The 25,165-nt window shown below is 46.1% G+C and carries 22 protein-coding genes and 1 other RNA gene; 9 read left to right on the top strand and 14 right to left on the bottom strand.

Annotated features, from left to right (window positions below):
* The first annotated feature begins 179 nt into the window (after positions 1-179).
* Positions 180-605, top strand: coding sequence for a DNA polymerase III subunit chi (locus H8K36_RS03315; protein WP_186915093.1), 426 nt, complete (start codon positions 180-182; stop codon positions 603-605).
* Entirely contained in the window at positions 602-1,072 is a 471-nt protein-coding gene (locus H8K36_RS03320; protein ID WP_186915092.1) for a hypothetical protein, read from the top strand. The genes H8K36_RS03315 and H8K36_RS03320 overlap by 4 nt, the downstream gene beginning before the upstream one ends.
* Here the strand turns inward: H8K36_RS03320 and H8K36_RS03325 are convergent, their stop codons facing one another.
* Complete coding sequence (locus H8K36_RS03325; RefSeq protein WP_186915091.1) at positions 1,073-1,585, bottom strand: Lrp/AsnC family transcriptional regulator; 513 nt, start codon at positions 1,583-1,585, stop codon at positions 1,073-1,075.
* 137 nt (positions 1,586-1,722) lie between these two features.
* Entirely contained in the window at positions 1,723-2,028 is a 306-nt protein-coding gene (locus tag H8K36_RS03330; RefSeq protein WP_186915090.1) for a c-type cytochrome, read from the bottom strand.
* 230 nt (positions 2,029-2,258) lie between these two features.
* Between H8K36_RS03330 and H8K36_RS03335 the strand changes: the two genes are divergently transcribed.
* From H8K36_RS03335 to H8K36_RS03355, 5 genes are all read left to right on the top strand, one after another.
* On the top strand, positions 2,259-2,480 hold the full coding sequence (locus H8K36_RS03335) for a TIGR04438 family Trp-rich protein (protein ID WP_186915089.1): 222 nt from the start codon (positions 2,259-2,261) through the stop codon (positions 2,478-2,480).
* Between the two features lie 63 nt (positions 2,481-2,543).
* Positions 2,544-3,431 carry a LysR family transcriptional regulator gene (locus H8K36_RS03340; protein WP_186915088.1) on the top strand — a complete coding sequence of 296 codons (888 nt, stop codon included), beginning with the start codon at positions 2,544-2,546 and terminating at the stop codon, positions 3,429-3,431.
* 1 nt (position 3,432) lies between these two features.
* Positions 3,433-4,293, top strand: coding sequence for a prolipoprotein diacylglyceryl transferase (lgt, locus tag H8K36_RS03345; RefSeq protein WP_186915087.1), 861 nt, complete (start codon positions 3,433-3,435; stop codon positions 4,291-4,293).
* A 69-nt stretch (positions 4,294-4,362) separates the two neighbouring features.
* A complete protein-coding gene (locus H8K36_RS03350) occupies positions 4,363-5,136 on the top strand; it encodes an enoyl-CoA hydratase/isomerase family protein (RefSeq protein WP_230404277.1) in 774 nt (257 codons plus the stop codon).
* Positions 5,137-5,162: 26 nt separating this feature from the next.
* Positions 5,163-6,686, top strand: a complete 1,524-nt coding sequence (locus H8K36_RS03355; RefSeq protein WP_186915085.1) for a malonate--CoA ligase — start codon at positions 5,163-5,165, stop codon at positions 6,684-6,686.
* Positions 6,687-6,693: 7 nt separating this feature from the next.
* On the opposite strand, the gene H8K36_RS03360 is transcribed toward H8K36_RS03355, so the two are convergent.
* The 10 genes from H8K36_RS03360 to H8K36_RS03405 all read right to left on the bottom strand — a co-directional run bounded on the left by H8K36_RS03360 (position 6,694) and on the right by H8K36_RS03405 (position 21,089).
* The gene (locus H8K36_RS03360; RefSeq protein ID WP_186915084.1) at positions 6,694-7,146 is read right to left on the bottom strand and encodes an EVE domain-containing protein; all 453 of its coding nucleotides are present in this window, start codon (positions 7,144-7,146) and stop codon (positions 6,694-6,696) included.
* A gap of 40 nt (positions 7,147-7,186) precedes the next feature.
* Complete coding sequence (locus tag H8K36_RS03365; protein WP_186915083.1) at positions 7,187-9,250, bottom strand: tetratricopeptide repeat protein; 2,064 nt, start codon at positions 9,248-9,250, stop codon at positions 7,187-7,189.
* Between the two features lie 11 nt (positions 9,251-9,261).
* Complete coding sequence (locus H8K36_RS03370) at positions 9,262-10,980, bottom strand: molecular chaperone HscC (RefSeq protein WP_186915082.1); 1,719 nt, start codon at positions 10,978-10,980, stop codon at positions 9,262-9,264.
* Between the two features lie 368 nt (positions 10,981-11,348).
* Positions 11,349-12,578 (bottom strand): MFS transporter, encoded by a 1,230-nt coding sequence (locus H8K36_RS03375; RefSeq protein ID WP_186915081.1) that lies wholly within the window; start codon positions 12,576-12,578, stop codon positions 11,349-11,351.
* Between the two features lie 127 nt (positions 12,579-12,705).
* A complete protein-coding gene (locus H8K36_RS03380; RefSeq protein WP_186915080.1) occupies positions 12,706-13,305 on the bottom strand; it encodes an acyl carrier protein phosphodiesterase in 600 nt (199 codons plus the stop codon).
* Between the two features lie 110 nt (positions 13,306-13,415).
* Positions 13,416-13,592, bottom strand: a non-coding RNA gene (ssrS, locus tag H8K36_RS03385) — 6S RNA.
* A 77-nt stretch (positions 13,593-13,669) separates the two neighbouring features.
* Entirely contained in the window at positions 13,670-13,996 is a 327-nt protein-coding gene (locus H8K36_RS03390; protein WP_186915079.1) for a cell division protein ZapA, read from the bottom strand.
* Entirely contained in the window at positions 13,993-14,205 is a 213-nt protein-coding gene (locus H8K36_RS03395; RefSeq protein ID WP_186915078.1) for a DUF904 domain-containing protein, read from the bottom strand. The genes H8K36_RS03390 and H8K36_RS03395 overlap by 4 nt, the downstream gene beginning before the upstream one ends.
* Before the next feature lie 501 nt (positions 14,206-14,706).
* The gene (locus H8K36_RS03400; protein ID WP_186915077.1) at positions 14,707-18,192 is read right to left on the bottom strand and encodes a UvrD-helicase domain-containing protein; all 3,486 of its coding nucleotides are present in this window, start codon (positions 18,190-18,192) and stop codon (positions 14,707-14,709) included.
* Complete coding sequence (locus H8K36_RS03405) at positions 18,192-21,089, bottom strand: PD-(D/E)XK nuclease family protein (RefSeq protein WP_186915076.1); 2,898 nt, start codon at positions 21,087-21,089, stop codon at positions 18,192-18,194. The genes H8K36_RS03400 and H8K36_RS03405 overlap by 1 nt, the downstream gene beginning before the upstream one ends.
* A 405-nt stretch (positions 21,090-21,494) precedes the next feature.
* Here H8K36_RS03405 and trxA point away from each other — a divergent pair, with 405 nt between their 5' ends.
* Positions 21,495-21,821 carry a thioredoxin TrxA gene (trxA, locus tag H8K36_RS03410; protein WP_186915075.1) on the top strand — a complete coding sequence of 109 codons (327 nt, stop codon included), beginning with the start codon at positions 21,495-21,497 and terminating at the stop codon, positions 21,819-21,821.
* Positions 21,822-22,213: 392 nt separating this feature from the next.
* The gene (gene rho / locus H8K36_RS03415; protein WP_186915074.1) at positions 22,214-23,476 is read left to right on the top strand and encodes a transcription termination factor Rho; all 1,263 of its coding nucleotides are present in this window, start codon (positions 22,214-22,216) and stop codon (positions 23,474-23,476) included.
* A gap of 250 nt (positions 23,477-23,726) precedes the next feature.
* On the opposite strand, the gene H8K36_RS03420 is transcribed toward rho, so the two are convergent.
* Both H8K36_RS03420 and H8K36_RS03425 read right to left on the bottom strand, forming a co-directional pair.
* On the bottom strand, positions 23,727-24,236 hold the full coding sequence (locus tag H8K36_RS03420) for a hypothetical protein (RefSeq protein ID WP_186915073.1): 510 nt from the start codon (positions 24,234-24,236) through the stop codon (positions 23,727-23,729).
* 259 nt (positions 24,237-24,495) lie between these two features.
* Positions 24,496-24,897 (bottom strand): hypothetical protein, encoded by a 402-nt coding sequence (locus H8K36_RS03425; protein WP_186915072.1) that lies wholly within the window; start codon positions 24,895-24,897, stop codon positions 24,496-24,498.
* Positions 24,898-25,165 lie beyond the last annotated feature (268 nt).

Consider the following 25,165-nt stretch of genomic DNA (forward strand, 5'->3'; position numbering starts at 1 on the left):
GAGCTTTTCAACATCTTAGACTGAATACGCCATGCCTCGTGTCGATTTTCATAGTCAGGTCAACGACAAATATAACTACACCTGCCGTCTTGTGCGCAAGGCACGGGCGGCGAACTGCCAAATCATTATATTCGATTCTAAATTGATCGAGCTTTTCAACATCTTAGACTGAATACGCCATGCCTCGTGTCGATTTTCATAGTCAGGTCAACGACAAATATAACTACACCTGCCGTCTTGTGCGCAAGGCACGGGCGGCGAACTGCCAAATCATTATTCTTGTCAAAGACGAAGATCAGCTCCGTCTACTTGATGAGGAGCTTTGGCAATTTTCCACGACCGACTTCTTACCTCATGTCAGCTTGAATGATGCACTAGCTCCAGTCACGCCGATTCTGCTGACTACGCATTTATCGAATGCGATTCCACATCGAGATCTTTTGATCAATTTACGCAATGAAGTCCCCGATAGCTTTGAACAGTTTAATCGCGTTATCGAAATCGTCTCAAGTGACACCGAAGATGCACAAGCGGGCCGTCAACGCTTTAAACAATATCAACAAAGCGGCGTCCAACCAACACATACTGTAGCAAGCACAACATGAACGATCAAATTGACTCTAGCATTCCTGTTTTGACCGAGGTCATCCTGCCACCTGGCGCGGAGCCTGTGACTCCAAAGAAAGTCACACCACCGACAACGATTCCAGCAAATACTCTCCGCACACCTGCACCCATTACACTTGCGCCGCAAGCTTTAATCCGTGAGAACACGTCGGATGGACTAGCGAGCCCAAAATCTTCTGAAGGCGATGCCACGCTGGCACCCGAACCGGGTAGTGACGATTGGAACTTGTTGGAACAGACCGTGCGCGAAAATGTGTTAAAGCAAGTACTCTCGCGTATCGATTTCGTACTCGAACACCGTGTCAGCGATAGCCTTGCTGATGTCTTGCAAAATGCGGTTGATCAGCTTGCAGATGATATCCGTGCAGGATTAAAACAGAGCATCGAAGAAGTGGTAACACGCGCAGTCAATCAAGAATTAGCGAAAGTTAAAGGGACACGATAACTATTTACGAGAAACTCGAACTGAGAGTTCGGGCGCTTTCTCGTCGAACGCAATGCGAGTCGTAAATTTAGCGCGCTTCATTGGAAAGCGTGAATGAAAATGGCGTACGTTACCCGACCCTGAAATGGCGCGCCGTACAAATTGGTAATATGCTTCCATATCAACCACATGTATCACCAAGAAATAGTCGATCTCGCCAGAGACAAAATAACACTGCATGACCTCAGGTTCATGACTCATGCATGCTTCAAAGTCACGCATATGTTCATCCGATTGGTTCGCCAATGAAATTTCAAGGAAAGCTAACATGCCATACCCAATTGAAAACGGATCGACCATTGAGACATCGGCACTAATCACACCAGCATCGCGCAGTGCCTTAATACGGCGCAAGCAAGTTGGCTGTGAAATATGTAATTTTTCTGCGAGAACACGCGTGGGCGTTTGATTATCTTTTTGTAAAAGATTAAGAAGCTTACGATCGATCTTATCGAGAGTGTGGAATTTCGCCATGGGTAATCTAACGCGATTGACTTTGAGTGAGCGCTGTTCGGGATGAAAAAAACAGACCAAAGCATAAGCAAAAATCAGCCTCCCGTCCATCCATAAAAAAAGCCCGGACACGCCGGGCTTTTCTGAATTCATCCAGTTTATTTCAAGCTTAACACCCACTTAACTAGTGTTTTGGCTTCAGCTTCGCTCACTTGCGCATTGGCTGGCATTGGAACGGCACCCCATGCGCCACTACCGCCTTTGAGTACTTTTTGTACTAACTTAGCCTCTGCAGTCTTATCACTTGCATACTTCTTCGCCACTTCTTTAAAGCCTGGACCAACGACTTTATTTTCAACACTATGGCAAGTTAAGCAGTTCTTTGACTTAGCAAGATCAGCGTTTGCCATTGCTGCTCCGGAAAAACTCATAGCGACTAATGCTAAAACGAGGGATTTTTTCATTGCGTTCTCCAAGTAAGTTTGCGATAACCTATTCTAGCGCCTTTCTTTCCATAAACCAATCAATTCCAGCCATTAAAGCCTTCATTTGATTACTTTAATCTGGGTCACCGCCCGTCAGAGAGCGGTTGACCACTGCTTGAATTGTCCCTATGATGAAGTGACAGAGTGCTGAAACTAATTTAGCGCAAAATCACTCCGACTTTACGTCCACTTAACACTTCCGACTTGCGATGATACTCATTATTATTTTAGTTTTGATCTACGGTTTAAAGTTCGCCGAAATTGGCTTTATGGAGCAAATTTCTTGGTGGTGGGTGAATGGATTTGCTTTCCTCGCTTTTCTTTGGTTCGAATTTATCGAACGTGCGCTAGGTCTCGACAAGAAGACGGAAGATATTTTGCACGAAAAGATGAAAAAAGAGAGATTAAAACGCGAGTTCAAGAGAAAATAGTTGGCCGCTCAGATATTCCATATCAATGCCATCCGACAATAAGCCATCCCGAAAACGCAAACGATGTCCATAGAAACCCGCCAGCTTCGCTATTTTGTGGCGGTCGCTGAAGAACTTCATTTCGGACAAGCAGCTCGGCGCTTGCACATGACTCAGCCACCCTTGTCCCAAGCAATTCAAGGCTTGGAAGCGCAACTCGGTGTCGAGTTGTTCCATCGCACCACACGTCAGATCAGCCTCACCCCCGCTGGCATTGCTTTACTACCTGAAGCAAAACGCTTACTGTTACAGACCGAATCTTTACCTTTATTGGCGCAACGCGCAGCAGCGGGTCAGCTAGGCCAACTAAAACTCGCCTTTGTCTCGATCGCTGATTACAGTGTACTGCCACCAAGTTTGCAGCAATTCCGTTCTGCTTATCCCCAAGTCCAAATAGAGCTGCAAGAAGCGACTTCAGATGTGCAGCTGCTAGCCTTGGAAAAGGGGCTCATCGATGTAGGCTTGTTGATCCCCCCTATTCCGGACAATTTGAGTACGATCATCACCTATCGTCGCTTACGCATCGAACCATTAATACTGGCAATTGCAGAGCATAGACGGAAACGCAAATCTGCCAGCCAGCTCAGTAGCTATAAAGATTTGCCATTAGTACTATTTCCCCGCAAAATTGCGCCTGCTTTTCATGACTGCATTTTGAGTTGCTTTCAGCAGCAAGGCTTGACCCCCAAGATCTCTCAAGAAGCGATACAGATGCAAACGATTATTGCACTGGTATCGGCGGATATGGGGATAGCCTTGGTGCCGCAATCGGTATCGAACCTCAAACGACCTGGTGTGTACTATCAGAACTTGAGCGACATCGACGCAGCAGTCGAAATCGGTGTTGCTTGGCGCAAGGATAACAACTCACCTGTACTCCAGGCTTTTTTGAATTTACTAGAAGAACAATGACATGTTAGAACATCCTAATTTTAACCCGGTAGCCTTGGATCTCGGCTTTATCAAAATTCACTGGTATGGCATCATGTACTTAGTCGCATTCGCGCAGTTCATGCTACTGGGCCGTTTGCGCCTGCGTTTGCCACATGTTAGCGCCCTTGGTTGGACCAAAGAGCATATCGATGACATGCTGTTTTATGGAGTCCTGGGTGTAGTGATTGGCGGTCGTCTCGGGGAAGTATTTTTCTACAATGCGTCATATTATCTAGCGCATCCTATTGAGATTCCGATGATCTGGCGCGGCGGTATGTCTTTCCATGGTGGATTTCTCGGTGTACTAGCGGCCATGTACCTTTGGTCACGCAAAGCAAAACTTTCGCTGCCTGTAGTTTATGATTTTATTGCGCCACTTGTGCCGCTTGGGTATGCAGCAGGCCGTATGGGGAATTTCATTAATCATGAACTCCCTGGTCGCATCGCCTCCTCTGACTTACCGTGGGCCATGATTTGGCCTGGTGTGCCTTACCCTGTGCATCCATCGCCACTGTACCAAGCCTTAGTCGATGGTGTTTTAGTCGCAATTATCATGTGGTGGTTTGCATCCAAGCGACGTCCCACGCTGGCAGTGGGTGCTTTGTATGTCACGCTGTATGGCTGCGCCCGCTTCTTCACCGAATATTTCCGTACGCCCGACTATGAAGTCGATATCTTGGGTATCACGATTTCTGCCGGTCAAATGTTGTCATTCCCCATGATCGTGGTGGGAATCATATTGATGGTTTTTGCGTATCGCGGAAGCTTTGAACCGAAAGCTGTGACCCCTAATCCAGCACCGAGTGCCAACAACAAAAAAAGCAAAAAGAAAAAAGCCTAAATCGGCTGAACAAAATCAAAAAAAATGCGCAAGGCAAAGCCGAGCGCAATAAACAAAGTGGAGACTGTTTTGGAAAATATTCGCTGCGATATCGAAGGCGTGATCGCTCACGTCACAATTTCAAATCCTGGAAAGTTGAATGCCTTAAACATGGCAATGTGGAATGCGCTCACCCAGCATTTCATCGAACTCAATGCAAGAGATGATCTGCGTTGCATCATTATTCGTGGCGCCGATAAACATTTTGCTGCAGGCGCTGATGTAGAAGAATTCAGCACTGTGCGCAATACACTCGCCGACGGCATGAAGTACCACAACCAAACTGTCGCGGCCGCGCTTAAAGCGATTAGTGAATGCCAACATCCTGTCGTAGCTGCAATTCAAGGCGTCTGCGTCGGCGGTGGATTGGAGATAGCCATTTCTAGTGATATTCGAATTGCTGATCCAGCGTCACGTTTCGGCATCCCTATCAATAAGCTAGGATTCCCTCTGGCCCCTAAAGAGTTACAAAGTCTACTCGGATTAGTCGGTCGTGCCACAGCACTCGAAATCTTGCTCGAAGGACGAATTCTAAACGCCATCGAAGCCAAACAAAAAGGTTTAGTGCACCGTCTCTCGGATGATGTTCATGCTGAAGCATTAGAAACCGCAAAACGTATTGCAGAGGGTGCCCCATTAGCAGCTCGTCTCAACAAGAAATTTATCCGTCGCTTGAGCTTCGTACCTGAGCGTTTGAACGACGATGAGCAATTAGAAGCCTTTTCTTTCTTAAATACTCGAGACTATCAAGAAGGTGTACTCGGTTTTCTTGCTAAAAAAGTACCAGAGTTCACTGGAACATAAATCGCTCTTCTTCACATCAGATGACCATGAACGCCAATCTCTATGCGCTATTTGCACAAGGTTTTCCGTCCGATCAATCGCGCTGCTGCATTGAAACTTTAGACCAAGCTTACTACTCATATCGCGATATAGAACGGGCCTCCGCCAAAATCGCGAATCTGCTGAGCAGTCTCAATCTCAGTCCTGGCGCGAGAATCGCTGTGCAGGTGGAGAAGTCACCCGAGGCATTGATCTTATATCTCGCAACACTGCGAGCGGGTTACGTCTTTCTGCCTTTAAACACCGCCTATCAACGACAAGAGATTCAATATTTTATTGAAGATGCAGAACCAGAAGTGGTTGTTTGCTCTCCTAAACATTTCGGCTGGGTATCTCAACTTGCTTTTCAAGCTGATACCAAATTTGTATTCACCTTAGATGCGACTTCAGCAGGCGCCAATCGCGGCAGCTTACTCGACCGTGCTACTCCTATGTCCGATGAGTTTGAAACCGTACATCGTGACTCGCACGATCTAGCAGCAATTCTGTACACCTCGGGAACCACTGGACGCAGCAAAGGGGCGATGCTTAGTCATGGCAATCTTTATTCCAATGCGAAAGTCTTGCATCGCGCTTGGGCTTGGCAAGAAAATGACGTCTTGATTCATGCTCTCCCTCTGTTTCACGTGCATGGTTTATTTGTTGCATCGCATGCGGTTTTGATGAGTGGTGCCCGCATGATTTTTCTGGCCAAATTCGACGCTGAACGAGTAATTCAAGAGTTACCACGCGCGACCGTGATGATGGGTGTTCCGACCTACTATGTACGCTTGCTGCAAGAAGCTCATTTAAATCGGCAAATTTGCCAATCAATGCGTCTCTTCATTTCAGGCTCAGCCCCGCTACTTTCTGAAACGTTTCATGCTTTTGCCGAGCGCACTGGCCATACTATTTTGGAGCGTTACGGCATGAGTGAGACAACCATGTTGGTATCGAATCCCTATCTCGGAAGACGCAAAGCAGGTACGGTAGGCATGGCTTTAGAAGGTATTTCGGTTCGAGTGGTTGACGAACATGGCAAAGCTTGTCGGCAAGGAGAAATCGGCGGCATCGAAGTGCATGGTCCCAATGTTTTTCAAGGCTATTGGCGTATGCCGGAAAAGACGGCAGAAGAATTTACCTTAGATGGCTATTTCCGCACGGGTGATGTCGGTAGATTTGATGAAGAAGGCTATCTCAGCATCGTCGGCCGCAGCAAAGATCTGATTATCTCGGGCGGCTACAATGTGTATCCGAAAGAGATCGAATCTATCATCGATGACATGCCTGAAGTGGACGAATGCGCGGTAATTGGAATCCCACATGCGGACTTTGGAGAAGCCGTGTGCGCTGTCGTGGTCTTGAAGCGATTTGAGACGCTAGACGGTGCAAGTATTATTCAGCGCTTAAAGTCACAGATTGCTAACTTCAAGGTACCGAAGCAAATACACATCGTGACTGAGTTACCACGCAACGCTATGGGTAAAGTGCAAAAAAATCTCTTGCGTCAACAGTATTCGACCTCGATCTAAAGCCAAGCTAACTGAGTAGCTTAAGGACGGCTTTCCATTCTTCTGCTGTGACAGGAGTAATCGAGAGCCTACTCCCTTTTTGCAACACCACCATACTCGCCAATTGTGGCAGCGTACGCATTTCTGTCAAGCTCAATAACTTCGTTTTACGTACACCTTTCACATCGACCAAGATCCAACGTGGATTCTCTCTGGTCGCTTTAGGATCAAAGTATTTACTCTTTTCATCGAATTGAGTTTCGTCAGGATATGGAGTACTGGCGACTTCCGCAATTCCTGCAATTCCTGGCTCGGCACAACTTGAATGGTAAAACAAGACTCCATCGCCGACCTGCATTTGATCTCGCATAAAATTACGCGCTTGGTAATTGCGTACGCCAAACCAAGGTGCTGCGCCGATACGAATCGCATCGTCGATACTGACATCATCGGGTTCGGATTTCATCAACCAATACTTCATATCTGCGCTTCCTTTTCGTGATCCAACTCAATCTCGATGCCTACACCGGTTTGACTTGTGAGCATGCCGTGTATTGCTTTAGTTTACACATTGCTTGCAATCGTTTCTTTGCGTCTTCATTGCCTTGTTTGATTGCTCGTTCGTACCATTGAACTGCAAGCTCCAAATCTTTAGGCTGTTTATATAGAGCCTTCTCAGCGATTAAACCAAGATCATATTGTGCTCGAACATAGGATTTATCCGCGCTCTTCTTCAAATAAGCATACCCTTTTTCAAGATCTTTTATCCCACCCAATTGACCGGTTAAATAGCTCATACCAGCGTGTCGCAATGCCACAGGTTCTCCAGCAACAGCACCTCTTTCATAATACTCCAGCGCTTTTAGTGGGTCTTTTTTCACGCCACTTCCACGCTCATACAGATAACCAAGATTATTGAGGGCCTGTTTCTCGCCACTATCCACTGCTTTTTGAGTCCATTCAAAAGCAAGTTTTTCATCTTTTTTTACACCACGTCCCATAAGAAAATCATTGGCCACGCCAAAATACATACGCGTTTTCCCCCGCTCTGCTGCCTTCAAACGATATTGATGAGCGAGTTCGGGATTCTCCAAACCTGTCTTCGGGTCTGCATATAAATCGGCCAAATGCGCAATCGCATCAAGATGGTCGGTTTGTGCAGCAGCCAACCAAGCAGACTCTGCATTTTTAAAACTCTGAACTTTATTATCGCGTCCAAAATAAGCGTCTTCACCGGCCAAAAATAAACGATCTGCATTGGTCTCTTTTGGCTTTTCTGTTTTGCCACCGACACTTTGCGAGAACGGAGAAGACTGCACCGATGGTGAATGTGTTTTCTCATTTCCGCAGCCTCGAACAATCGACAACAAGACAAAAATAACAAAGAACCAAATGCCTCCATACTGCGAAAACGAAGAAGGCTCTTTTTCAGGCTTAGTATTGACTGCCTTCGCGGCTTCTGGAACGATTTTTAGTTCGTCTGCACGTTCGCGCCAAGCTTGCAGGTTGGTCCAACTTGTCACGAGATTTAACCAATTAGGAAAAGAACTGGTCATGTGATGGATAAATTGTATATGCTCACGCAAAAAATGTTTATCCGGTAAAGTCGCTGCCCTTGCGCGACGAATCAACTGAACTTGTCGATCGGCTAGCCCACGTTCCTGCTGATTAAACATGCTCATTTCGACCAAGGCATGTTCCAAATAATATCCGAGCTCACCAAAACGTAACAAACGACTCTTATCTTCATTCCACTTAAAAGATTTGACTGTCGCACCAAACAAGTTGCCATTTCCTGGTTGCCAACCTTGCGCCACATGATTGGCCATCAGCCACTCAAATAGATCTGCCGCTTCAACATTGATTAGTCGGTCATCATCCAAGGCTTGCCGCAACAAGGGAACGAGATCGGCATTTTCATCATTTAAGGTCTGAATCTTCTGCAAGACCTCTTCCATTACCTGTTTCGCCACATCGATCGGTGCCGACAATTGTGGCAAGTCCTCAACCGCAACTTTGGTCGCGGCCTTATCAATATGAGCAGCATTTGTAATTGCGAGCTCACTCGAATTTTCTGTTGCGGCTGTCTCACCATCCAATGACATCAAAGACTGAGACTGTGTATGCTCACCCTTAAATTCTTGTTCTGGCTCCTCAAGACTCAGACTCATCAAAGCAGGTGCGCTGCCATTCGTTTGTTCAACACTACCCTGCAATATCGGGGAAGAGACAATATGTTCTGAAGGTACATCCTGATTTTTCGACGGGATTGTTTCATCAACGATAGGAGCATCATCAGCTTTTGTGCCTGACAATGGGGCTTCTGGAGCAACTACCACAGGCAGATCATGGGATTCAGACTCTTGCAAGGCAAGCCAATCACGATGACGAGCCCAGCTCAAAGCATACTCGTATGATTCTCGTAAATCTTGAAAACCGGTCAGATCGTTTTCCTGATCAATTTGTTTTAATGCCTTGGCATAGGCGCGCTTAATCGTGCGCTCGTCTGCACTTTGTTCAAGTCGCTGGTCAATAAAAAAAGAAGGTAGATCCTGCATCTCTTGCATATACTCCGTGCCTTGCATCACTCGTCGCCTTATTCTGTAAAGTCAGGATGCAAAACGACATCACGTTCAATTTCATCAAGAATCTCAGAAAATTTCTTCTGTGCAGGGGTAATCAATTTCACATTCTGAGTTTCGACAACGCGTTCGAACTCTGCAATTTGCGCCGTCAACCAAGCGCGAGAATCGCCTTTCAGTTGTTGGTAGACACGATCTGCACGGGCCATCAAAGTTCGATTTTCTAAAGTGTCACGCGGGTGCATCTTAATTTTTTCAAGTTCAGTAAAGCGTGCCGCGATCTGTTCGTCACTTAACAAACCAGGATTGCCTTGAATCACCATAGCATGTTTCTTTTGAGTTCGTAACACCGTTGCTTGCACCTCAAGCAAACCATTCACATCATAAGTAAAACGAAGGTCAACCCCATTCTCCTCACTTGGCAACGGATCTAACGGGAATTCCATTTTCCCTAGAAAAATATTGTCTTTAACGAGGCGTGACTCGCCTTGAAAAATATTAAAGATCAATTTATCTTGCTTATCTTCGAGGGGGAAATATCGTTTCACTCGGCTCACCGGCACAGTGCTATTGCGCTCGATGATGGGAGAGAAATGTCCACCAACGCTCTTGTTATCCGACAGCATGATGGTCGTGTCAACGCCCAAAGAATAAGGTGCAACATCAGTCATCACCACCTCGTCGAGTGCTGCGTCTTTCATTTTCAAACCCGCTTGCACCGCGGCCCCCATCGCTACCACTTCATCGGGGTTTATTTCACTTTGAGGGAACCGACCAAACATCATTGTCACCAATCGTTTAACGATAGGCATGCGAGTTGCACCGCCCGCCAGTACAATACTATCGAGCTGATTACTGCGTAGATTTGTGTCGCGCAAAGCGCGTTCAACAGGCTCACGTAAACGTTTGATCAACGGTGCTGTAATTTTACTGAGCAATTCTTCGTTAAACTCTAATTGTAAAAGCTGATCCGTGGTTTGCACTTCCATCAAGGTTCTGTCAGACGATGTCAAATCACGTTTTGCTTTCTCAGCGGCGGCAAATAACTGCTGCATAAAACGTGCATCATTCTTAATTTTGGATGGAAATTGATGTTTATCGATAAAGGCGTCGACCATCACCTTGGTGATATCTTCCCCTCCCAAATAATTATCGCCAGCCGAAGCGCGCACTTCCATCACACCATCAAACATCTCGAGAATTGAAACGTCGAAAGTACCGCCACCCAAATCGAACACTAAAAATTTGCACTCATCACTAAATTGATGCATACCATAAGCTAAGGCCGCTGCTGTTGGCTCATTCACCAAACGATCAACTTTTAAGTTAGCCAATTGCCCCGCCACCTTGGTCGCTTTGCGTTGCGCATCAGAAAAATAAGCAGGAACAGTAATCACAGCTTCCGTCACTGTTTCGCCAAGGAAGGCTTCAGCATCGGCTTTAAGGCTCTTCAAAACAAAGGAGGACAATTCTTCAGCGCGAAATTCACGATCACCGAGGCGAATTTTCTTATCACTTCCCATGTAACGTTTGAATACTGCAGCGGTTCGTTCAGGATGCGTTTGCAAACGCTCACGTGCGGCTCGCCCCACTAGGATACTGCCATCTTCATCGAGACTGACGCACGAAGGTGTCAATATCTCACCTAAACTATTTGGAATTAACTGCGCCTTCCCATCTCGCCAAATTGCCACCAAACTATTTGTAGTTCCTAAATCGATCCCGATGATCATGCTTCAACTCTCCAAAAGCACAAAAACACACCCCCAAATTAAGGGCGAAAGCCATGAAAACTTCTCTCAAGTAACGAAAGAAAATGATCATGGCATTGTAGGGGGATTCGGAAAAATTGACAATTTTTACATGCGAGTGCGCGCACAAGGGAATCGGTTTGAAAGCGATAAAGCAAAATTTTGTTTGATAGAAAATAGGTCAAAGAGACTAACAAAAAACAAATTTGTTCGCCAAATCCATCAAAAACCCCGGTTGAAAATAGGCCCAAAGCGCGATAATCAGAGACAGTAAGAAAGCGAGAATGAGTGCTATTTCTTTTGAAATTTTCATTTACTGGTTCCCATCACCTTCTTTGCCACTAGCGCAGCTAAACAGTGGAAGCTGTTGACTGTTCACGCTCAATCGCCTTCTCATCAATCGGTAAATTGATCAGTGTCGCGAATAAACCGAGACCAATTACGATGATCCATACAGCATCATAGTTGCCGTTCTTGGTGTACATATAGCCGCCCAACCAGGCGCCAATAAAACTTCCGAGTTGGTGTGAAAAGAATACGAAGCCCGATAACATCGACAAATACTTCACGCCGAAAATACCTGCGATCACACCATTCGTTAATGGTACGGTGGAGAGCCACAATAAACCCATTGCGGCTGCGAAGACGTACACACTATATTGGCTCAATGGTGCCAGAATAAATAAGGCGATCACGATACTACGTGAGAGATAAATCGACGATAGCAAATAACGCTTAGGGAACATACCTCCCAGTTTGCCTGCAAAATACGAACCGAAAATATTGAATAAGCCAATCAGTGATAAAGCAATCACCGCAACTGAAGGATCGACAATTCCTTTGTCTTTCAAATACGCTGGCATATTCACACCAATAAAGACGAGTTGGAATCCACATACAAAATAACCTGCTAACAGCAGCAAGAACGGCTTATGACCAAAGGCCTCGCGCACAGCCTCCATCGTGCTTTGTTGAGGACCAGTGGCTGCGACTACGGGTGGTTCGCGAAGGCGCCAAGCCATCGGCAACATGAACGCGAGAATAACGATCGCCAAAACATACAGAGCGTTTTGCCATCCTGCATGTTGAATCAATTGTTGATCGACCGGCATCATCACAAACTGACCAAAAGAACTGGCCGCCGAAGACATCCCAAAAGCCCAGGAACGTTTGGCCTCAGGTGCGGTGCGACCGATAATTCCGCTGACTGCGCCAAACGTAGTACAAGCCAAGGCAGCGCCAATCAACAAGCCGGATCCGCCAATAAATAAAACCGGCTGCGTTGCCATGGCCATCCAAATCAAGCCCAAAGCATATAAAACTGCACCCAGCACGATAACTTTGGCCGTGCCTAGCTTATCTGCTGCCATACCAGCAAATGGGCCAAACACTCCCCACATCAGATTTTGGACAGCAATCGCCATCGAAAATGTTTCACGTGTCCAGTTGTTGCCTTGCGAGATAGGTTGTAACCAAAAGCCGAATCCATGACGGACACCCATGGCCAAGGTCAGCACGCAGCCAGTCGCGAGTAAAACAGTTTTCAGATCAGGCGCAGTGCGAATAGAGGTGGTCGACATAAAAAATCCAACATTAATATATCTTCAAAGTGTAGCCGAAATCCTCAACTGAGGTTAGCGAAGTCAAAATTTTTGATACTTATGCTTGTCTTTTTCACTAAACCTCGATCACTTGAGACAACACTTATCACTGGCGCGATATCAAGAACTGGCGCTCACGTTCAACGAAACTTTCGAGCTGCGGAAAGAACTCAAAGAATAAAGCACTTAACTGGGTATAGTGCAATTCCAAGTCTTGTAAACCATCTCTCAATAAATGACCATTTCGACTCAAACGATGAGACATGCGTTGAATCGCGATTTGTACACCCTCAAATTCTGTATATGAACTAATCCAGTCTTGCTCCACCATTTTTGGCGCAGCATATTGCAGGTTATCGGGAAAGAATTCAGATCTTTGCATTAAACCTGCATAAAAGCTCTGAACAAAATGCTCAAATTGTTGATCCGAATAATGATGCCAATGCTTAGCCAACACATGATCATAGAAAACATCGAGCAATATGCCTGCATATCGTCGACGGCCATCTTGAAAAAGTCTGCGCGCTTCTAAATTGAGTACATGCGCATCGGTGAAGCTATCAACTTTACGATGAAGGACGATCTCGCGTTGTACTTCAAGCCCCAAATGCGTATCTTGCCCGGGCTTGACAAAGTCTCCAAGCAAAGCACCAAACTGAGCGTCAGCACTTTGCCTCGCCAGGTAAATATGGGCTAGATAATTCATCTTTTCGTCGTAAACTAAAACTTGATTGATGCAAGCAAAGGTTAATCGAAATTAGCGCTAAAAATAAAAAAGCACTCATCACCTTCGCGACGAGTGCTTCTTTATCTGAATAAGTTCCCACCTGTGCCGCTGGCCGGCATCCTGAACCTGGCGGTTCAAGTTGGTCAAGGTCAGTTCAAATCGGGTTCATCGGACATAAGCGACGCTCACGCCATTGAACAATTTCCTCAGCCTATGCACATAAATGGTTCAAGGAATATATGGCCTGGCGAACACGGTAGGAGACTGTAGTTTACTCCTTTCCCAGAAAAAACTCATCATTTTTTCAAGGCGGATTGATTGTTTTAAGTAATGTGAACCGAATTTAAAATAGATTCTCTTGTGGGGTCAGTGCTTGATCAATAACATCATTCATGCCTTGAATTTTTTGCTTCACTTCACCCAAGCTAAGGCCAGACATGGGGCCATCATGCGATTTGGTTGATAATAAATCTGCCGCCATACTTAAAGCCGCCATCACTGCGATACGGTCTGTGCCTTTAATTTTGGATTGATCGCGAATACCACACATTTTTCCATCGAGATAAGACGCCGCTTCCTGCAAAGCTCGATCTTCCCCTTCTTTACAGGCAAGCTTATAAGTCTGCCCCATGATGCTAACGTCAATCTGTATCGATTTTGCTTCGCTCATGCTGCATCCTTTCCATCATCTTCAGGCAGTTGTGCCAAAATTGCTTCAACTCGTCCATGTGCCTCTTGCACACGTTCACGCAATTCTTTGTTTTCCGACGCCAATTCCACCGCCGTACGACGCAATGCCGCGTTTTCTGAGCGTAGCGTTTGTGTCAGTTCCGCGAGGCGGCTGACTTTATCAGCGAGCTGTTCAAATTCAGAAATCATCTTCACACTTCTTCTCAAAATCGATGTGGTCGACACGGTCGACGTGAATTACTAACTTCCCTTTCAACTCTCCAGCACGTAATTGCCTTAGGTTTACGGCTAGGCGCGGCTCCTAAATTGCTTGAGCTTGCGCTGGAAGGGCCTTCATTATAAAGGGGAATTTCAGAGAATAACACGCCTTCCGGCTTTAGGACCTGTTAACATTTAAATCGGGAGTGCGAATGCGGAAAAACGGGCACAGGGCTAGGGATCAAGGCGCTCTGCAGTGCGAGCACTGTAGGGGACTTGCAACAACGCCATGCCATCGTTTTACCCTTTCTCGAAGAGTTCAAGCCGAAACGCACGATGCACAGCGTTGTAGCTATTGCCAAGGCACCAACCGCGGCGGCGAACTATGCCTTTCCATCCCACCCGCACCTATCGATTCAAACAGTGACAGGCCTTAATTGAGGGCTTTGATCTTCCAGCCATGTTTATATCCAGACAAACAACATCATAATCTCACACAGGCATTTGCAGTGCCAAACTACCATCTGCCAAAATCAAAGCTGATCGCACCACCCGATTCGGATAAATAGCAGCAACCGCTTGTCGATAGGTCTGCATTTGCTGCTGGTATTCGACACGTTCTGATTCCAACAAGCGACGTTTGTAATCGAGCACCCACACTTCATCGGCGCATTTGCTCGCTTGACTCTGAAACACCACTAAACGATCAAGGCGCATAAGTACCCCTTCATGCATGATATCCATCTCATTGCGCGCAAAACTATGTTGAGTCGCATCGTAGAAATGCGCCAACTCGGTATTTTGTAAAATACTTAAGGCTTGTTCACGAACAGTTTTAGCAATACTTAATGCGCACGGCAACCAATTAGAAATGACCTCGGCATGAGGAACGGCATTCGCCCACGACTTTCCAACACGCGGCAATTGCGTAAGACGCTCCATCAATGCGTGTAATGCAACGCCCTCCACTTGCTCATCCGACATTGGCGCTACCAGCTCTGGAAAAGGAAGACTCAAATCTGGGGGCGTGAACAATTGCATTACGAAAGTCTGTGCTGGCGCAAGACTTTGATTTGGTGCCTGCACTTGGAATACAGTTTCAGGCAAATGGGCGAATCGTTGATACCAACTGCCCTCTGCCACCCCAGGAAGCGTTGCATCTTGCGATGCCTTTTTGTCGCTGGCAATGCCGCTCACAAGCAAAATTTCCTTGGCGCGAGTTACCGCCACATAAAGTAAGTTCCAATTTTCTTGGGCTGCTTGAATTGCCTCTGCTTGAAATAAGGCATCACGCGCGGCACCGCGTTCATTGGTTTTACCAAATACAGAAAAATGTTTTTGCTCACCCGCTTTCAAGGGCCAAGCACATAAAACGCCCACGCTATCTTTGCTCGCCTCACTGTGATTGCAATCTAACATCACCACAACTTTCGCTTCCAAGCCCTTGGCACTGTGAATTGTTAAAATTTGCACGGCATCGAGACCGCTCGCGACGTTCGATTCGTCTGGCGATTCTGTTTCAGCACCTTTGTCGTACTCGTTCAAACTGGCAATAAACTTCGGCAAGCTCGGGTAACGTCCTCCGTCAAGATTCAAAGCCAACTCGGTAAATGCCGTGAGATTACCGATTAACTGCTCGCGTTCCCCAAAGGAGACAGATTGCGCATAGCGCGCCACAAGATCACCTTGATGCAAGATGCGATCAATCAAATCATGTACCGGCAAATCATGAGCCGCTTGCATCCAATGTTGCAGCAGTCGATAGGCTCGCACAAAAACACTGTCATTCGCCGCTTCTTGTTCAGCGATACGCTGCAGACGTTTCCACCATTGACCATCTTCCCCTTGTGCTAAAACAATCAAGTCTTGATCTTGAGCTGAGAACATTGGTGACTTCAGCACATGCGCCAAGGAGCGATTATCGCCAGGTGTCATCAAAAAATTGAGCAAGGCTGTTAGGTCAGAAATTTCTAAGGTCTGAAGCAAACCACCACGGCGATTCGAGACAAAGGGTATTCCCGCTTCACGCAGTGCACGCTCGTAGGAGCTTAAATGACTACGTCGACGGACCAATAACATGACTTCGGACCAAGCCAAGTCTCTTCCTGCAGAGCGTTCACGCTGACGCAAGTCGAGTAAGCTATACGCAACTTGCTGTCCCTCTTGATAGCGACGCAAATCCTCTTCCTCTTCATCGGCAGCTATCAGAGGATCACGTAAAGGAAATGGACTCTTCTCGGTTGCCTTCGAGCTAGTTTCTCCATCCTCGGTAAGCGCATTTTCCTCTTGCATAGCATCAGGGCTAGCACCGATCTGAATGGTATCTAACGCATGCTGAATCAAAGGCAAGCGAAATACTTCGCCAGCCTTATTCGATAAGGTTGTTTGCGGCGAATACATACCATTACCTTGCATCGCTTGATTCAATACTTCCACCACGCGGGGCGCATTGCGACGTGTTTGATTGGTCTTGAGGATCGCCGCCCCCTGTTGCGCAAGTAACTCTTGCGCGGCAAGAAAGACTCGTGGATCAGCACGACGAAAACGATAAATAGATTGTTTTGGGTCACCCACAACGAATACCGATGGTCGTTCATGATCGGCCCCATAGGCATCTAACCATGCGCTCACGATATTCCATTGCAGGGGATTGGTATCCTGAAACTCATCGAGCAAAATGTGTTTATAGCGAGAGTCCAATCGTCCCAATAGATAAGCAGCATATTCTTCATTTCGCAACAAACGATAAGCTTGCCATTCCAAGTCGGCGAAATCTAACATACGCTGTGAAGACTTCAACTCTTGATAACATTCCAAATAATATTGTCCAACCCGGAACAAAGCCTGATTCACGCGTAAAACGTCAAGCTCCTGGCTACGGCGTGAATATTCTTTTAGTGCTTCCGCGATTGCATTGCATTCGTCATCGAATGCATGTTCGTTATTGGCGCCCATCCATGCCTCAATCGCTTTCAGCAACTCCTTGGTATGGCGATTTTTACGATAACTACCGTCGTTCGCATAAAATTCTGTTGCAAGTGCTTCGAAATGAGAAGGTTCTATTTGCCCTCGTTGGCGTGAAATTTCTCTAGCTGTCGTCAGCGCTGTTTCTATCTTCTGCGCACGCGTTTGATTGATCTTGCTACCCTTACCTAAACAAGCGGCGATCTGTGCGATTCGCTCAAGCAAAGTTTCATTTGACCACAACTGCAAACGCGCATCACGTTCACCATCCTCACCCATCAAACCGCGAAGCTGAGATAACGGCAGTTCTGGGTCGACCGCGTTACCATCTTCACAGCTCACCGCCCACCATTCAGCCCGTTTTTCAAGAAAAGCATCTAGCATATTTTGGGTATTGAAATCACCCAAAGTTTCAAATAGGTAGCGTAATTCGCGTTTGATTTGGCCTCGTTCCGAGACCTGTTCATGTTCATTCTCATCGACTTGTACGCCTAAGCCTAGCATCATTTGACCCCAAGCTTCTCTTTGCAAGCCACTAGTCGACTCCAGCAAAGAAAAACCATGCGGCACACCTGACGCCAGCGGTGCCAGTTGCAATAAGCGTCCGAACCAGCTATGGAAAGTATCCATCGCCAATCCTTGAGGATGACTCAAAAGATTTTCGTATAGCGTCCGTGCCCTTGGCAGGGCTTTACTCAACTCTTGCTCCGCAACCCCGCGTTCAAGCAAAATTACTCGCGCGTGATCTTCATCAGCGAGGGCTAATTCTCGTAGCAATTCCATCAACCGATGACGCATTTCTTGCGCCGCCTTACGGGTAAAGGTGATGGCTAACAATTCTGATGGCTCGGCGCCAGCCAATAGCAATCGTAGCATGCGAGCTACCAGCAACCAGGTTTTTCCACTACCAGCGCAGGCTTCGACCACCACCGATTGATAAGGATCACAGGCTGCCTGCGTAAAACTCGTCGCATCGACGGCGTGACCATTACACTCATATGCTTGTGCTTGCATTACCAAGCTCCCTTACGGCACAAGCCGCGCATTTCACAATACTGACAGGCACTTTCCACGCCATTTGCAGGCAATGCGTGGCCCCGTTGAATTGCGTGCATATTCGTTTCTATCGTTTTCTTCAACTCATTCTTCCATTGTTGATAGTTACCCGCTTCCACATCACCTGTCTTATCTTTTTCCAACTCCAAGGCAACATAGTTGGCGGTATCGACGGGGTCAAGATATTGTTTCTCATCGTTTTTATTTTCAGAGGGTATGACCGGTAATAACAAACCGTAAAACGCCAGTTGGTGATCTTCGAAACTCTTAACGCGTTTATCCAAAGATCGCTTATTCTTAGTCTTGTAATCGAGGACAGCTAACTCTTGATCACCGTTATCTAAAAGTCGTTGATCAATACGATCCAAACGACCTCGCAGCAAAATTTCGCCCTCGCCCCAACTCAGTTTTTGTTCCGCCCAAACTTCACCAAAGATGTACTGCCATCCATCCGCCTCACGTTGATTAGCCCAATCGACATAAGCAGGAATCACCTTCTCCCAGCGCATACTGTAGCCAAGTGCCGCGGGACTGTGCTTTAACACGCGCTTAAACCAGGTCGCCGAAATATCGCGCAAAATACTCACACGATCGGCTTGCAAGGCGATTTGATGTTGCGTTAAGTGATCATGATAATTTTTGAGAATCGCATGCAACCAATCGCCATAGTCTCGCTTTTCAGGCATATCGTTCAATTCATCAAGCGCTGCCAATTTCAGCATACGGCTAGCGAAGAATTGGTACGGACATGCAATCAAACTACTAAGCCCGCTCGCCGACAAAGTTTGTGGCAATAACTCGGCAGCCGTTGGCAAAGGCTGAGCGACAGGCGTATAACTCAAGTGTCGAGCCGTGAGCTCTTGTTTTTTAAGATGTAATTGGGGCTCACCACGGCGCGCTAAATCTAAGTTAATTTGCTCAATCCAAGGACTGACCGCATTCAACTCGCCATTATTTTGCGACTGCCACGACAAGACTACTTCATCATTGGTGAGTAAGACTTCTGCGAAGTCTCGCAACTGCTGCAATTGACGTTCTTCACGACTGACCAAACCACACTCGCGCCGAACCGCATTGGTGAAGAATAATGTTTCTTGCGGCTTTGATGGAAGATGTCGGGCATCGCCACCGATCAAATAAACGGCATCGAATCGTCGTAACCGCGCCCCATTCAATGGCAACATCAACACTCGTTGATCATGATGAGAAAACTTGAACGCCGTGTTCTCCATTTGTAGCTGAATAAAGGCACGCCACTCGCTAAAATTAAACTGTAAGGTGATCGATTCGCATTCACTGGCCAATGCCTGCAACATCTGTATCAACTGAGCACCGGCTATATCGCTTTGCAAATTACCTAGCAAGCCAAGTTCTTCAAAGGTTTGCAGACTCAGGCTTGTCCAATCCTTGAGATTACGTCGCGATGCTGAAGCGCTAGCGCCATAGCTATGGGCTAAGCGTGCGATTTTTGCGATCCATTGACGTGCTGCTGGGTGCGTTTCTAACGCTGACAAAACCGCATCCCAAGCACCGACCACATTATGCCGACGCAACACTAACTCGATCTCCATTACCAAATCGGCTTTATCGGCTTCGGCCAAAACTTTGCCATCCGTCGCAATCAGATCAGATTCAAACACACTGAGGAAGGGAGACTTCAGAAAATCTAATAACACTAAGCTGTCAGCACGCGTCGCGACCACATCAAACCAAGAAGCAACACCAGCAGCAGCACGTGTGGTCGACAATTTCCAGCCAGTTTCATCGGCAACAAAAACACCAGCGCGCTCGAGCAAAGCACGTAAACGACGCGAAACGACTCGATCTTGCGCAATCACAGCGATTTCCTGCTTACCTGCCTGCAACCACTCGATTATCGTTTGCGCCGCCTGCACCGCTTCATCTTCGAGGCTAGCTGCATCACATAAACGTAGGCGTGACCAGCAAAATTCTGGAGATACAGAATTCGAATCCGTCGATCTCGAACTCAATTTTTCATCCGTAGGTTCACCCGTAATCCTCGGCCAAGCACTGAGCACCTGCCTCGGCAAGGCCTTAGCATTCCAATCAATACTCATCACGTGTACGGTTCTTTTATAGGCTTGCAGAAAAGCCTCTTCCATCGCATTTGGCATGGTCGGGGAGATCCAAAACAACTCTTCCTCCGCCTGTGCCGCAATCACCAACATTTTCTGTAAAAGTTGCACGTTATGATCATGTTGATCTAGCTGCCCCTGCCACAATGTCCAGACCAATTGACTCTCATCTGAAACCATTTTTTGGACTGGCAAGGGTAACTGTGCAAGCGCTTGTTGCCAGGTATCGACCATTTTTTCTGGCGAAATCGTGCCGTTCGCATCGAGTACCTTTGGCAACCAAACTTGCGTCAGTTCATCAGACAAATTTAAGAGTGTTTGCGCCAAGGGCAGTAAATCGGTGTTACTGCGCGCACCAAATAGTTTTTTTAACCATTCGTGCTGACGTAATTCACCATATAAGCTCATCAGTCGTTGACTGTCTCCCGAGACGTTCACCGCCAATGGAGCCTGCTGACCAGTCCAGGCGAACATGGTCAAAATGCGTGGTGGAATGAAATGCGTGCCTATTGCCTGCTGTAGTGCCTTCAAAAAAACTTGAGCATGTTCAAAGGTCGGTACAACGACGCGCAAATGCGCGTAGTCATGAACGATTCGAGAATTGGTTGTCGACTCATCTGCTGGAGCAAACAAATCAGCTTGCATACGCTTAGCTGTGGCCTGCGCGATCGCATTCTTATTTGCTTTTTCAAGGAAGGCAGAGGCAACTTGCTGCCAGAAACTGGCCGAAACGGGAATTAACTGCAAAGTTCTTGTCATGAGTTTATCTTTTTATAGCCACGATCTTAGCGATATTGGTGCTCGAACACTTTTAAGATATTCCTAAAGTAGCCATGAATTAAGCCAAATGAGGTATCAGATGCTGACGATCTTGCATTTTAAGTCAGCCACGCGACATTAGGCGTCGCGGGTGGCGAAAAATCAGGTTTTACGCCACTTTTTAAAAAATAGGGTATGATTTCTCCAAGATAGTTCAAAAATCGTTAAATTCACCGGTACATTCATTAAAATTACAAATGAAAACTAGGGCTAACGAGAACAAATTGAGCGAACAAATCGCTTGAATTTAAAGAGAACATCCCCACTTTCTGGAAACACCTAATTTTACTCACCTCCTTCTCATCAATTGATGCGATAGAGATTAACCACAATAACGAGAACTTCATGAGCGACAATATCATTTATGTAAGCGATGCTTCTTTCGAAGCGGATGTATTGAAATCCGACAAACCAGTCTTGGTTGACTTCTGGGCAGAATGGTGCGGCCCTTGCAAAATGATCGCTCCAATTTTGGAAGACGTGGCTAAAGAATATGCTGGCAAAATTGTGATCGCCAAGATGGACGTTGACGCCAACCAAGCTGTACCTGCGAAATTTGGTATCCGTGGTATCCCAACTTTGATTTTGTTCAAAGATGGCGCCGCGGCTGCACAAAAAGTGGGTGCTTTAGCAAAAGGTCAATTGACTGCTTTTATTGACGCTAACGTTTAATTCAAAAAACGTTCGTATTGAATCAGACGTTTTGCCGGAAACTACATGTAAAAGCAGCGCGAGCTACCCTCAACATGAGAGATTCCGGCAAATATCAGTCCCAAAGCGGTAAAAGTCTGCAGTCTATCGCCTGAAATACAAAGTTTTTGTAGAAAATCACTAAAGTTTTGTTTTACAATAGCGAAACTAATTGCATCTCACTCATCGTCATTAAAGATGAATTATCGTTTGCAGTAGTCAATTTAAAATAAGCTTAGAAACCTAGAGACATTATTACGAAATACTTCTTGGTCTAAATCTGAGAAGAGTTCATAATCATTTGTAGTTCATTTCTTTTTTTCACCTCTGTTCACTCCCCCACCTCACATTCCCATCTCGGGACACTCACAACTATGCATTTATCTGAATTAAAGGCCTTACACGTCTCTGCGTTGTTAGAAATGGCCATCGGACTCGATATCGATAATGCTGCGCGTATGCGTAAGCAAGAATTGATGTTTGCGATCTTGAAAAAACGCGCCAAAGCTGGCGAACAAATTTTCGGCGACGGCGCCCTCGAAGTTTTGCCTGATGGCTTTGGCTTCTTGCGCTCACCTGATGCGAGCTACATGGCATCAACTGACGACATCTATATTTCGCCATCACAGATCCGCCGATTCAATTTGCATACGGGTGATTCGATCGAAGGTGAAGTACGTACACCCAAAGATGGTGAACGTTATTTCGCTTTGGTCAAAGTGGACAAGGTTAATGGCGAACCGCCAGAAATGTCTAAGCACCGCATTCTGTTTGAAAACTTAACGCCACTGCACCCAAGCAAGCTCCTACACTTAGAGCGCGATATGCGCGGTGAAGAAAACACGACAGGCCGTATCATCGATTTGATCGCCCCTATCGGTAAAGGTCAACGTGGATTGTTAGTGGCATCACCAAAATCGGGTAAGTCCGTGATGTTGCAGCACATCGCTCACGCGATTACGACTAATCACCCTGACGTCACGATGATCGTCTTGTTGATTGACGAACGCCCAGAAGAAGTTACCGAGATGCAGCGTTCCGTGCGTGGTGAAGTTGTGGCTTCGACGTTTGATGAACCAGCAACCCGTCACGTACAAGTGGCTGAAATGGTCTTGGAAAAAGCCAAGCGTTTAGTCGAAATGAAAAAAGACGTGGTGATCTTGTTAGACTCCATCACCCGTTTGGCACGTGCGTACAACACGGTTATTCCAGCATCCGGCAAAGTCTTGACCGGTGGTGTTGACGCGAATGCTTTGCAACGCCCAAAACGCTTCTTCGGTGCGGCACGTAATGTCGAAGAAGGTGGCTCCTTAACGATTATCGCAACAGCTCTGATCGAAACTGGTAGCCGTATGGATGACGTGATCTACGAAGAATTCAAAGGCACCGGTAACATGGAAGTGCATTTGGAACGTCGCCTCGCAGAGAAACGTACCTACCCAGCGATCAACCTCAACAAGTCTGGCACACGCCGTGAAGAATTGTTGATTAAACCTGATCAACTGCAAAAAATCTGGATCTTGCGCAAGCTCTTGTATAGCATGGACGAGATCGAAGCGATGGAGTTCATCCTCGACAAAATGAAGGCCACCAAAAACAACGCAGAGTTCTTTGAAATGATGCGTCGCGGCGGGTAATTCAATTATTCGTTGTTGGTGAACTTCAAATGAAAAGCCAGACCATGTGTCTGGCTTTTTTGTATATGCGATCTGATTTTGATTTTTTTGTAGGTGCGACTAGCGCAGCGTAATCACACGTATGTGAGTCGATACAGGCCATAGCTTGGATAAAACAAAAAAACCTATTCGAATACACACATTTACAAATGCAGTGACTTCCCAAATATTTCATGCGTGCGATTACGCTGCACGAATCGGACTGATGAGCTTAATTCGCCTTCGGCGGCTCAATATACTTTATTCCATACTCAGCGAATGACTCTCTATTTGAGGGTGGAGATTGTGGCTGACACCCACCGCTAAATGTGAACGGATAACCAGACTCACTCAACCTGAGCCATTTTCTTTCAGCAGAAAAAACCTTATAAGAAAGAACTAGCTCACCGTTTTTTTCATCAACATATCGCCACTGTGCTGATCGCATTCTCATCCAGTCGTTGTCAATATTTTCTCGAATAACCTTTTCCAAATAGACCGTCCGTCCAATAGCTGTTTTCTTATCAAAATGTACCGTCGAATTTTCTGCACACAGTTTATCAAACTGCCATTTCCCGATAATTTCGTCGACCAATGGCAATGGAAGCAGTATGAAAAAGATCGCTATCGCAATGAAAAACTGCGACATCGGTCTTGCAATTTTTGGGGTTACATAAATAATGATGCTAAAGACAATCGTCAACCAGAACCCAAATATAAAAACCAAAAACAATCCACTCATACAGCTCCTGTGCTTTAGAGACCAACCATCTATTTTAGCCGGTAGGTGCGATTAGCGCAGCGTAATCGCACGTATGTAAAAGTCGATACAGGCCACAGTTTGGATAAAACATAAAACCAATTCAAATACACACAAATTAAAAATTCTGTGATTTACCCAATATTTCATACGTGCGATTATGCTGCGTTAATCGCAGCTACTTTACTGACGAGACTGTTTAGTCTCGATATTGAATTTGTTGGCATAATTTCGTTTGACCTTAGTTGAATATAAGTTTCGATTTTTCTTTACCCTTTAGCAAAGTGGGGCAAGAGACGCTTGAAGGAGCATTTAACAAAGTTCTGCTCTGCTCAAACTGTCCATACACAAAAACTGTATAGTTGAATATCACTTCACCTGTTTTTGCTGATAGCACTTTAACTTCACTTTTTCCAAGGCGAACCTCGTCAGGCATCATTTCGTTCACGTATCTCAACCGATATTTCACCTCTTTTGATTCATCGACTGGCTTAAAGACATAGTCTGGCTCATAGTATCCAGGTTCTTTTCGGACGCCGTAGACATCAAATTTTTCACCTTTTTCATTTTCATAACGCACGAAGCCGACTTTACCCAAGAAGAAAGGTGATCTGTAACCTTGTGGGTCTTTGCTATCCGCCAACCAACCTTGATCTGGTAAGACCTTCCCATTGACGTTTAAGCCCCCGTACTTTTGACAATACCCTTAAAAAACAAAATATCCCCAAATATTGGAAGAAAACCAAAGCAATGTGACGCCAACTATACTCACTAGATAAATCAAGAACTTACGCATCAACATTTCCTTTGATAGCTTTTCAAGCGACACCTTGTACGTGTATTCGCCAATTGTAAAAACAGCAATTTAACACAATCTCATGAAACTCCAAAAAATGGATTCACCCATAAAA

Source organism: Affinundibacterium nitidum, assembly GCF_014284155.1.
Taxonomy (GTDB): domain Bacteria; phylum Pseudomonadota; class Gammaproteobacteria; order Burkholderiales; family Burkholderiaceae_D; genus Undibacterium; species Undibacterium nitidum.

Excerpts from the sequence above, each read along its gene's own strand:
- H8K36_RS03320 (WP_186915092.1), top strand. The coding sequence starts at position 602 with ATGAACGATCAAATTGACTCTAGCATTCCTGTTTTGACCGAGGTCATC.
- H8K36_RS03370 (WP_186915082.1), bottom strand. The coding sequence starts at position 10,980 with ATGATCATCGGGATCGATTTAGGAACTACAAATAGTTTGGTGGCAATT.
- trxA (WP_186915075.1), top strand. The coding sequence starts at position 21,495 with ATGAGCGACAATATCATTTATGTAAGCGATGCTTCTTTCGAAGCGGAT.
- H8K36_RS03365 (WP_186915083.1), bottom strand. The coding sequence starts at position 9,250 with ATGCAAGGCACGGAGTATATGCAAGAGATGCAGGATCTACCTTCTTTT.
- H8K36_RS03340 (WP_186915088.1), top strand. The coding sequence starts at position 2,544 with ATGTCCATAGAAACCCGCCAGCTTCGCTATTTTGTGGCGGTCGCTGAA.
- H8K36_RS03325 (WP_186915091.1), bottom strand. The coding sequence starts at position 1,585 with ATGGCGAAATTCCACACTCTCGATAAGATCGATCGTAAGCTTCTTAAT.
- H8K36_RS03395 (WP_186915078.1), bottom strand. The coding sequence starts at position 14,205 with ATGATTTCTGAATTTGAACAGCTCGCTGATAAAGTCAGCCGCCTCGCG.
- H8K36_RS03360 (WP_186915084.1), bottom strand. The coding sequence starts at position 7,146 with ATGAAGTATTGGTTGATGAAATCCGAACCCGATGATGTCAGTATCGAC.
- H8K36_RS03375 (WP_186915081.1), bottom strand. The coding sequence starts at position 12,578 with ATGTCGACCACCTCTATTCGCACTGCGCCTGATCTGAAAACTGTTTTA.
- H8K36_RS03355 (WP_186915085.1), top strand. The coding sequence starts at position 5,163 with ATGAACGCCAATCTCTATGCGCTATTTGCACAAGGTTTTCCGTCCGAT.
- H8K36_RS03390 (WP_186915079.1), bottom strand. The coding sequence starts at position 13,996 with ATGAGCGAAGCAAAATCGATACAGATTGACGTTAGCATCATGGGGCAG.
- rho (WP_186915074.1), top strand. The coding sequence starts at position 22,214 with ATGCATTTATCTGAATTAAAGGCCTTACACGTCTCTGCGTTGTTAGAA.
- H8K36_RS03420 (WP_186915073.1), bottom strand. The coding sequence starts at position 24,236 with ATGAGTGGATTGTTTTTGGTTTTTATATTTGGGTTCTGGTTGACGATT.
- H8K36_RS03335 (WP_186915089.1), top strand. The coding sequence starts at position 2,259 with ATGATACTCATTATTATTTTAGTTTTGATCTACGGTTTAAAGTTCGCC.
- H8K36_RS03380 (WP_186915080.1), bottom strand. The coding sequence starts at position 13,305 with ATGAATTATCTAGCCCATATTTACCTGGCGAGGCAAAGTGCTGACGCT.
- H8K36_RS03405 (WP_186915076.1), bottom strand. The coding sequence starts at position 21,089 with ATGACAAGAACTTTGCAGTTAATTCCCGTTTCGGCCAGTTTCTGGCAG.
- H8K36_RS03315 (WP_186915093.1), top strand. The coding sequence starts at position 180 with ATGCCTCGTGTCGATTTTCATAGTCAGGTCAACGACAAATATAACTAC.
- lgt (WP_186915087.1), top strand. The coding sequence starts at position 3,433 with ATGTTAGAACATCCTAATTTTAACCCGGTAGCCTTGGATCTCGGCTTT.
- H8K36_RS03400 (WP_186915077.1), bottom strand. The coding sequence starts at position 18,192 with ATGCAAGCACAAGCATATGAGTGTAATGGTCACGCCGTCGATGCGACG.
- H8K36_RS03330 (WP_186915090.1), bottom strand. The coding sequence starts at position 2,028 with ATGAAAAAATCCCTCGTTTTAGCATTAGTCGCTATGAGTTTTTCCGGA.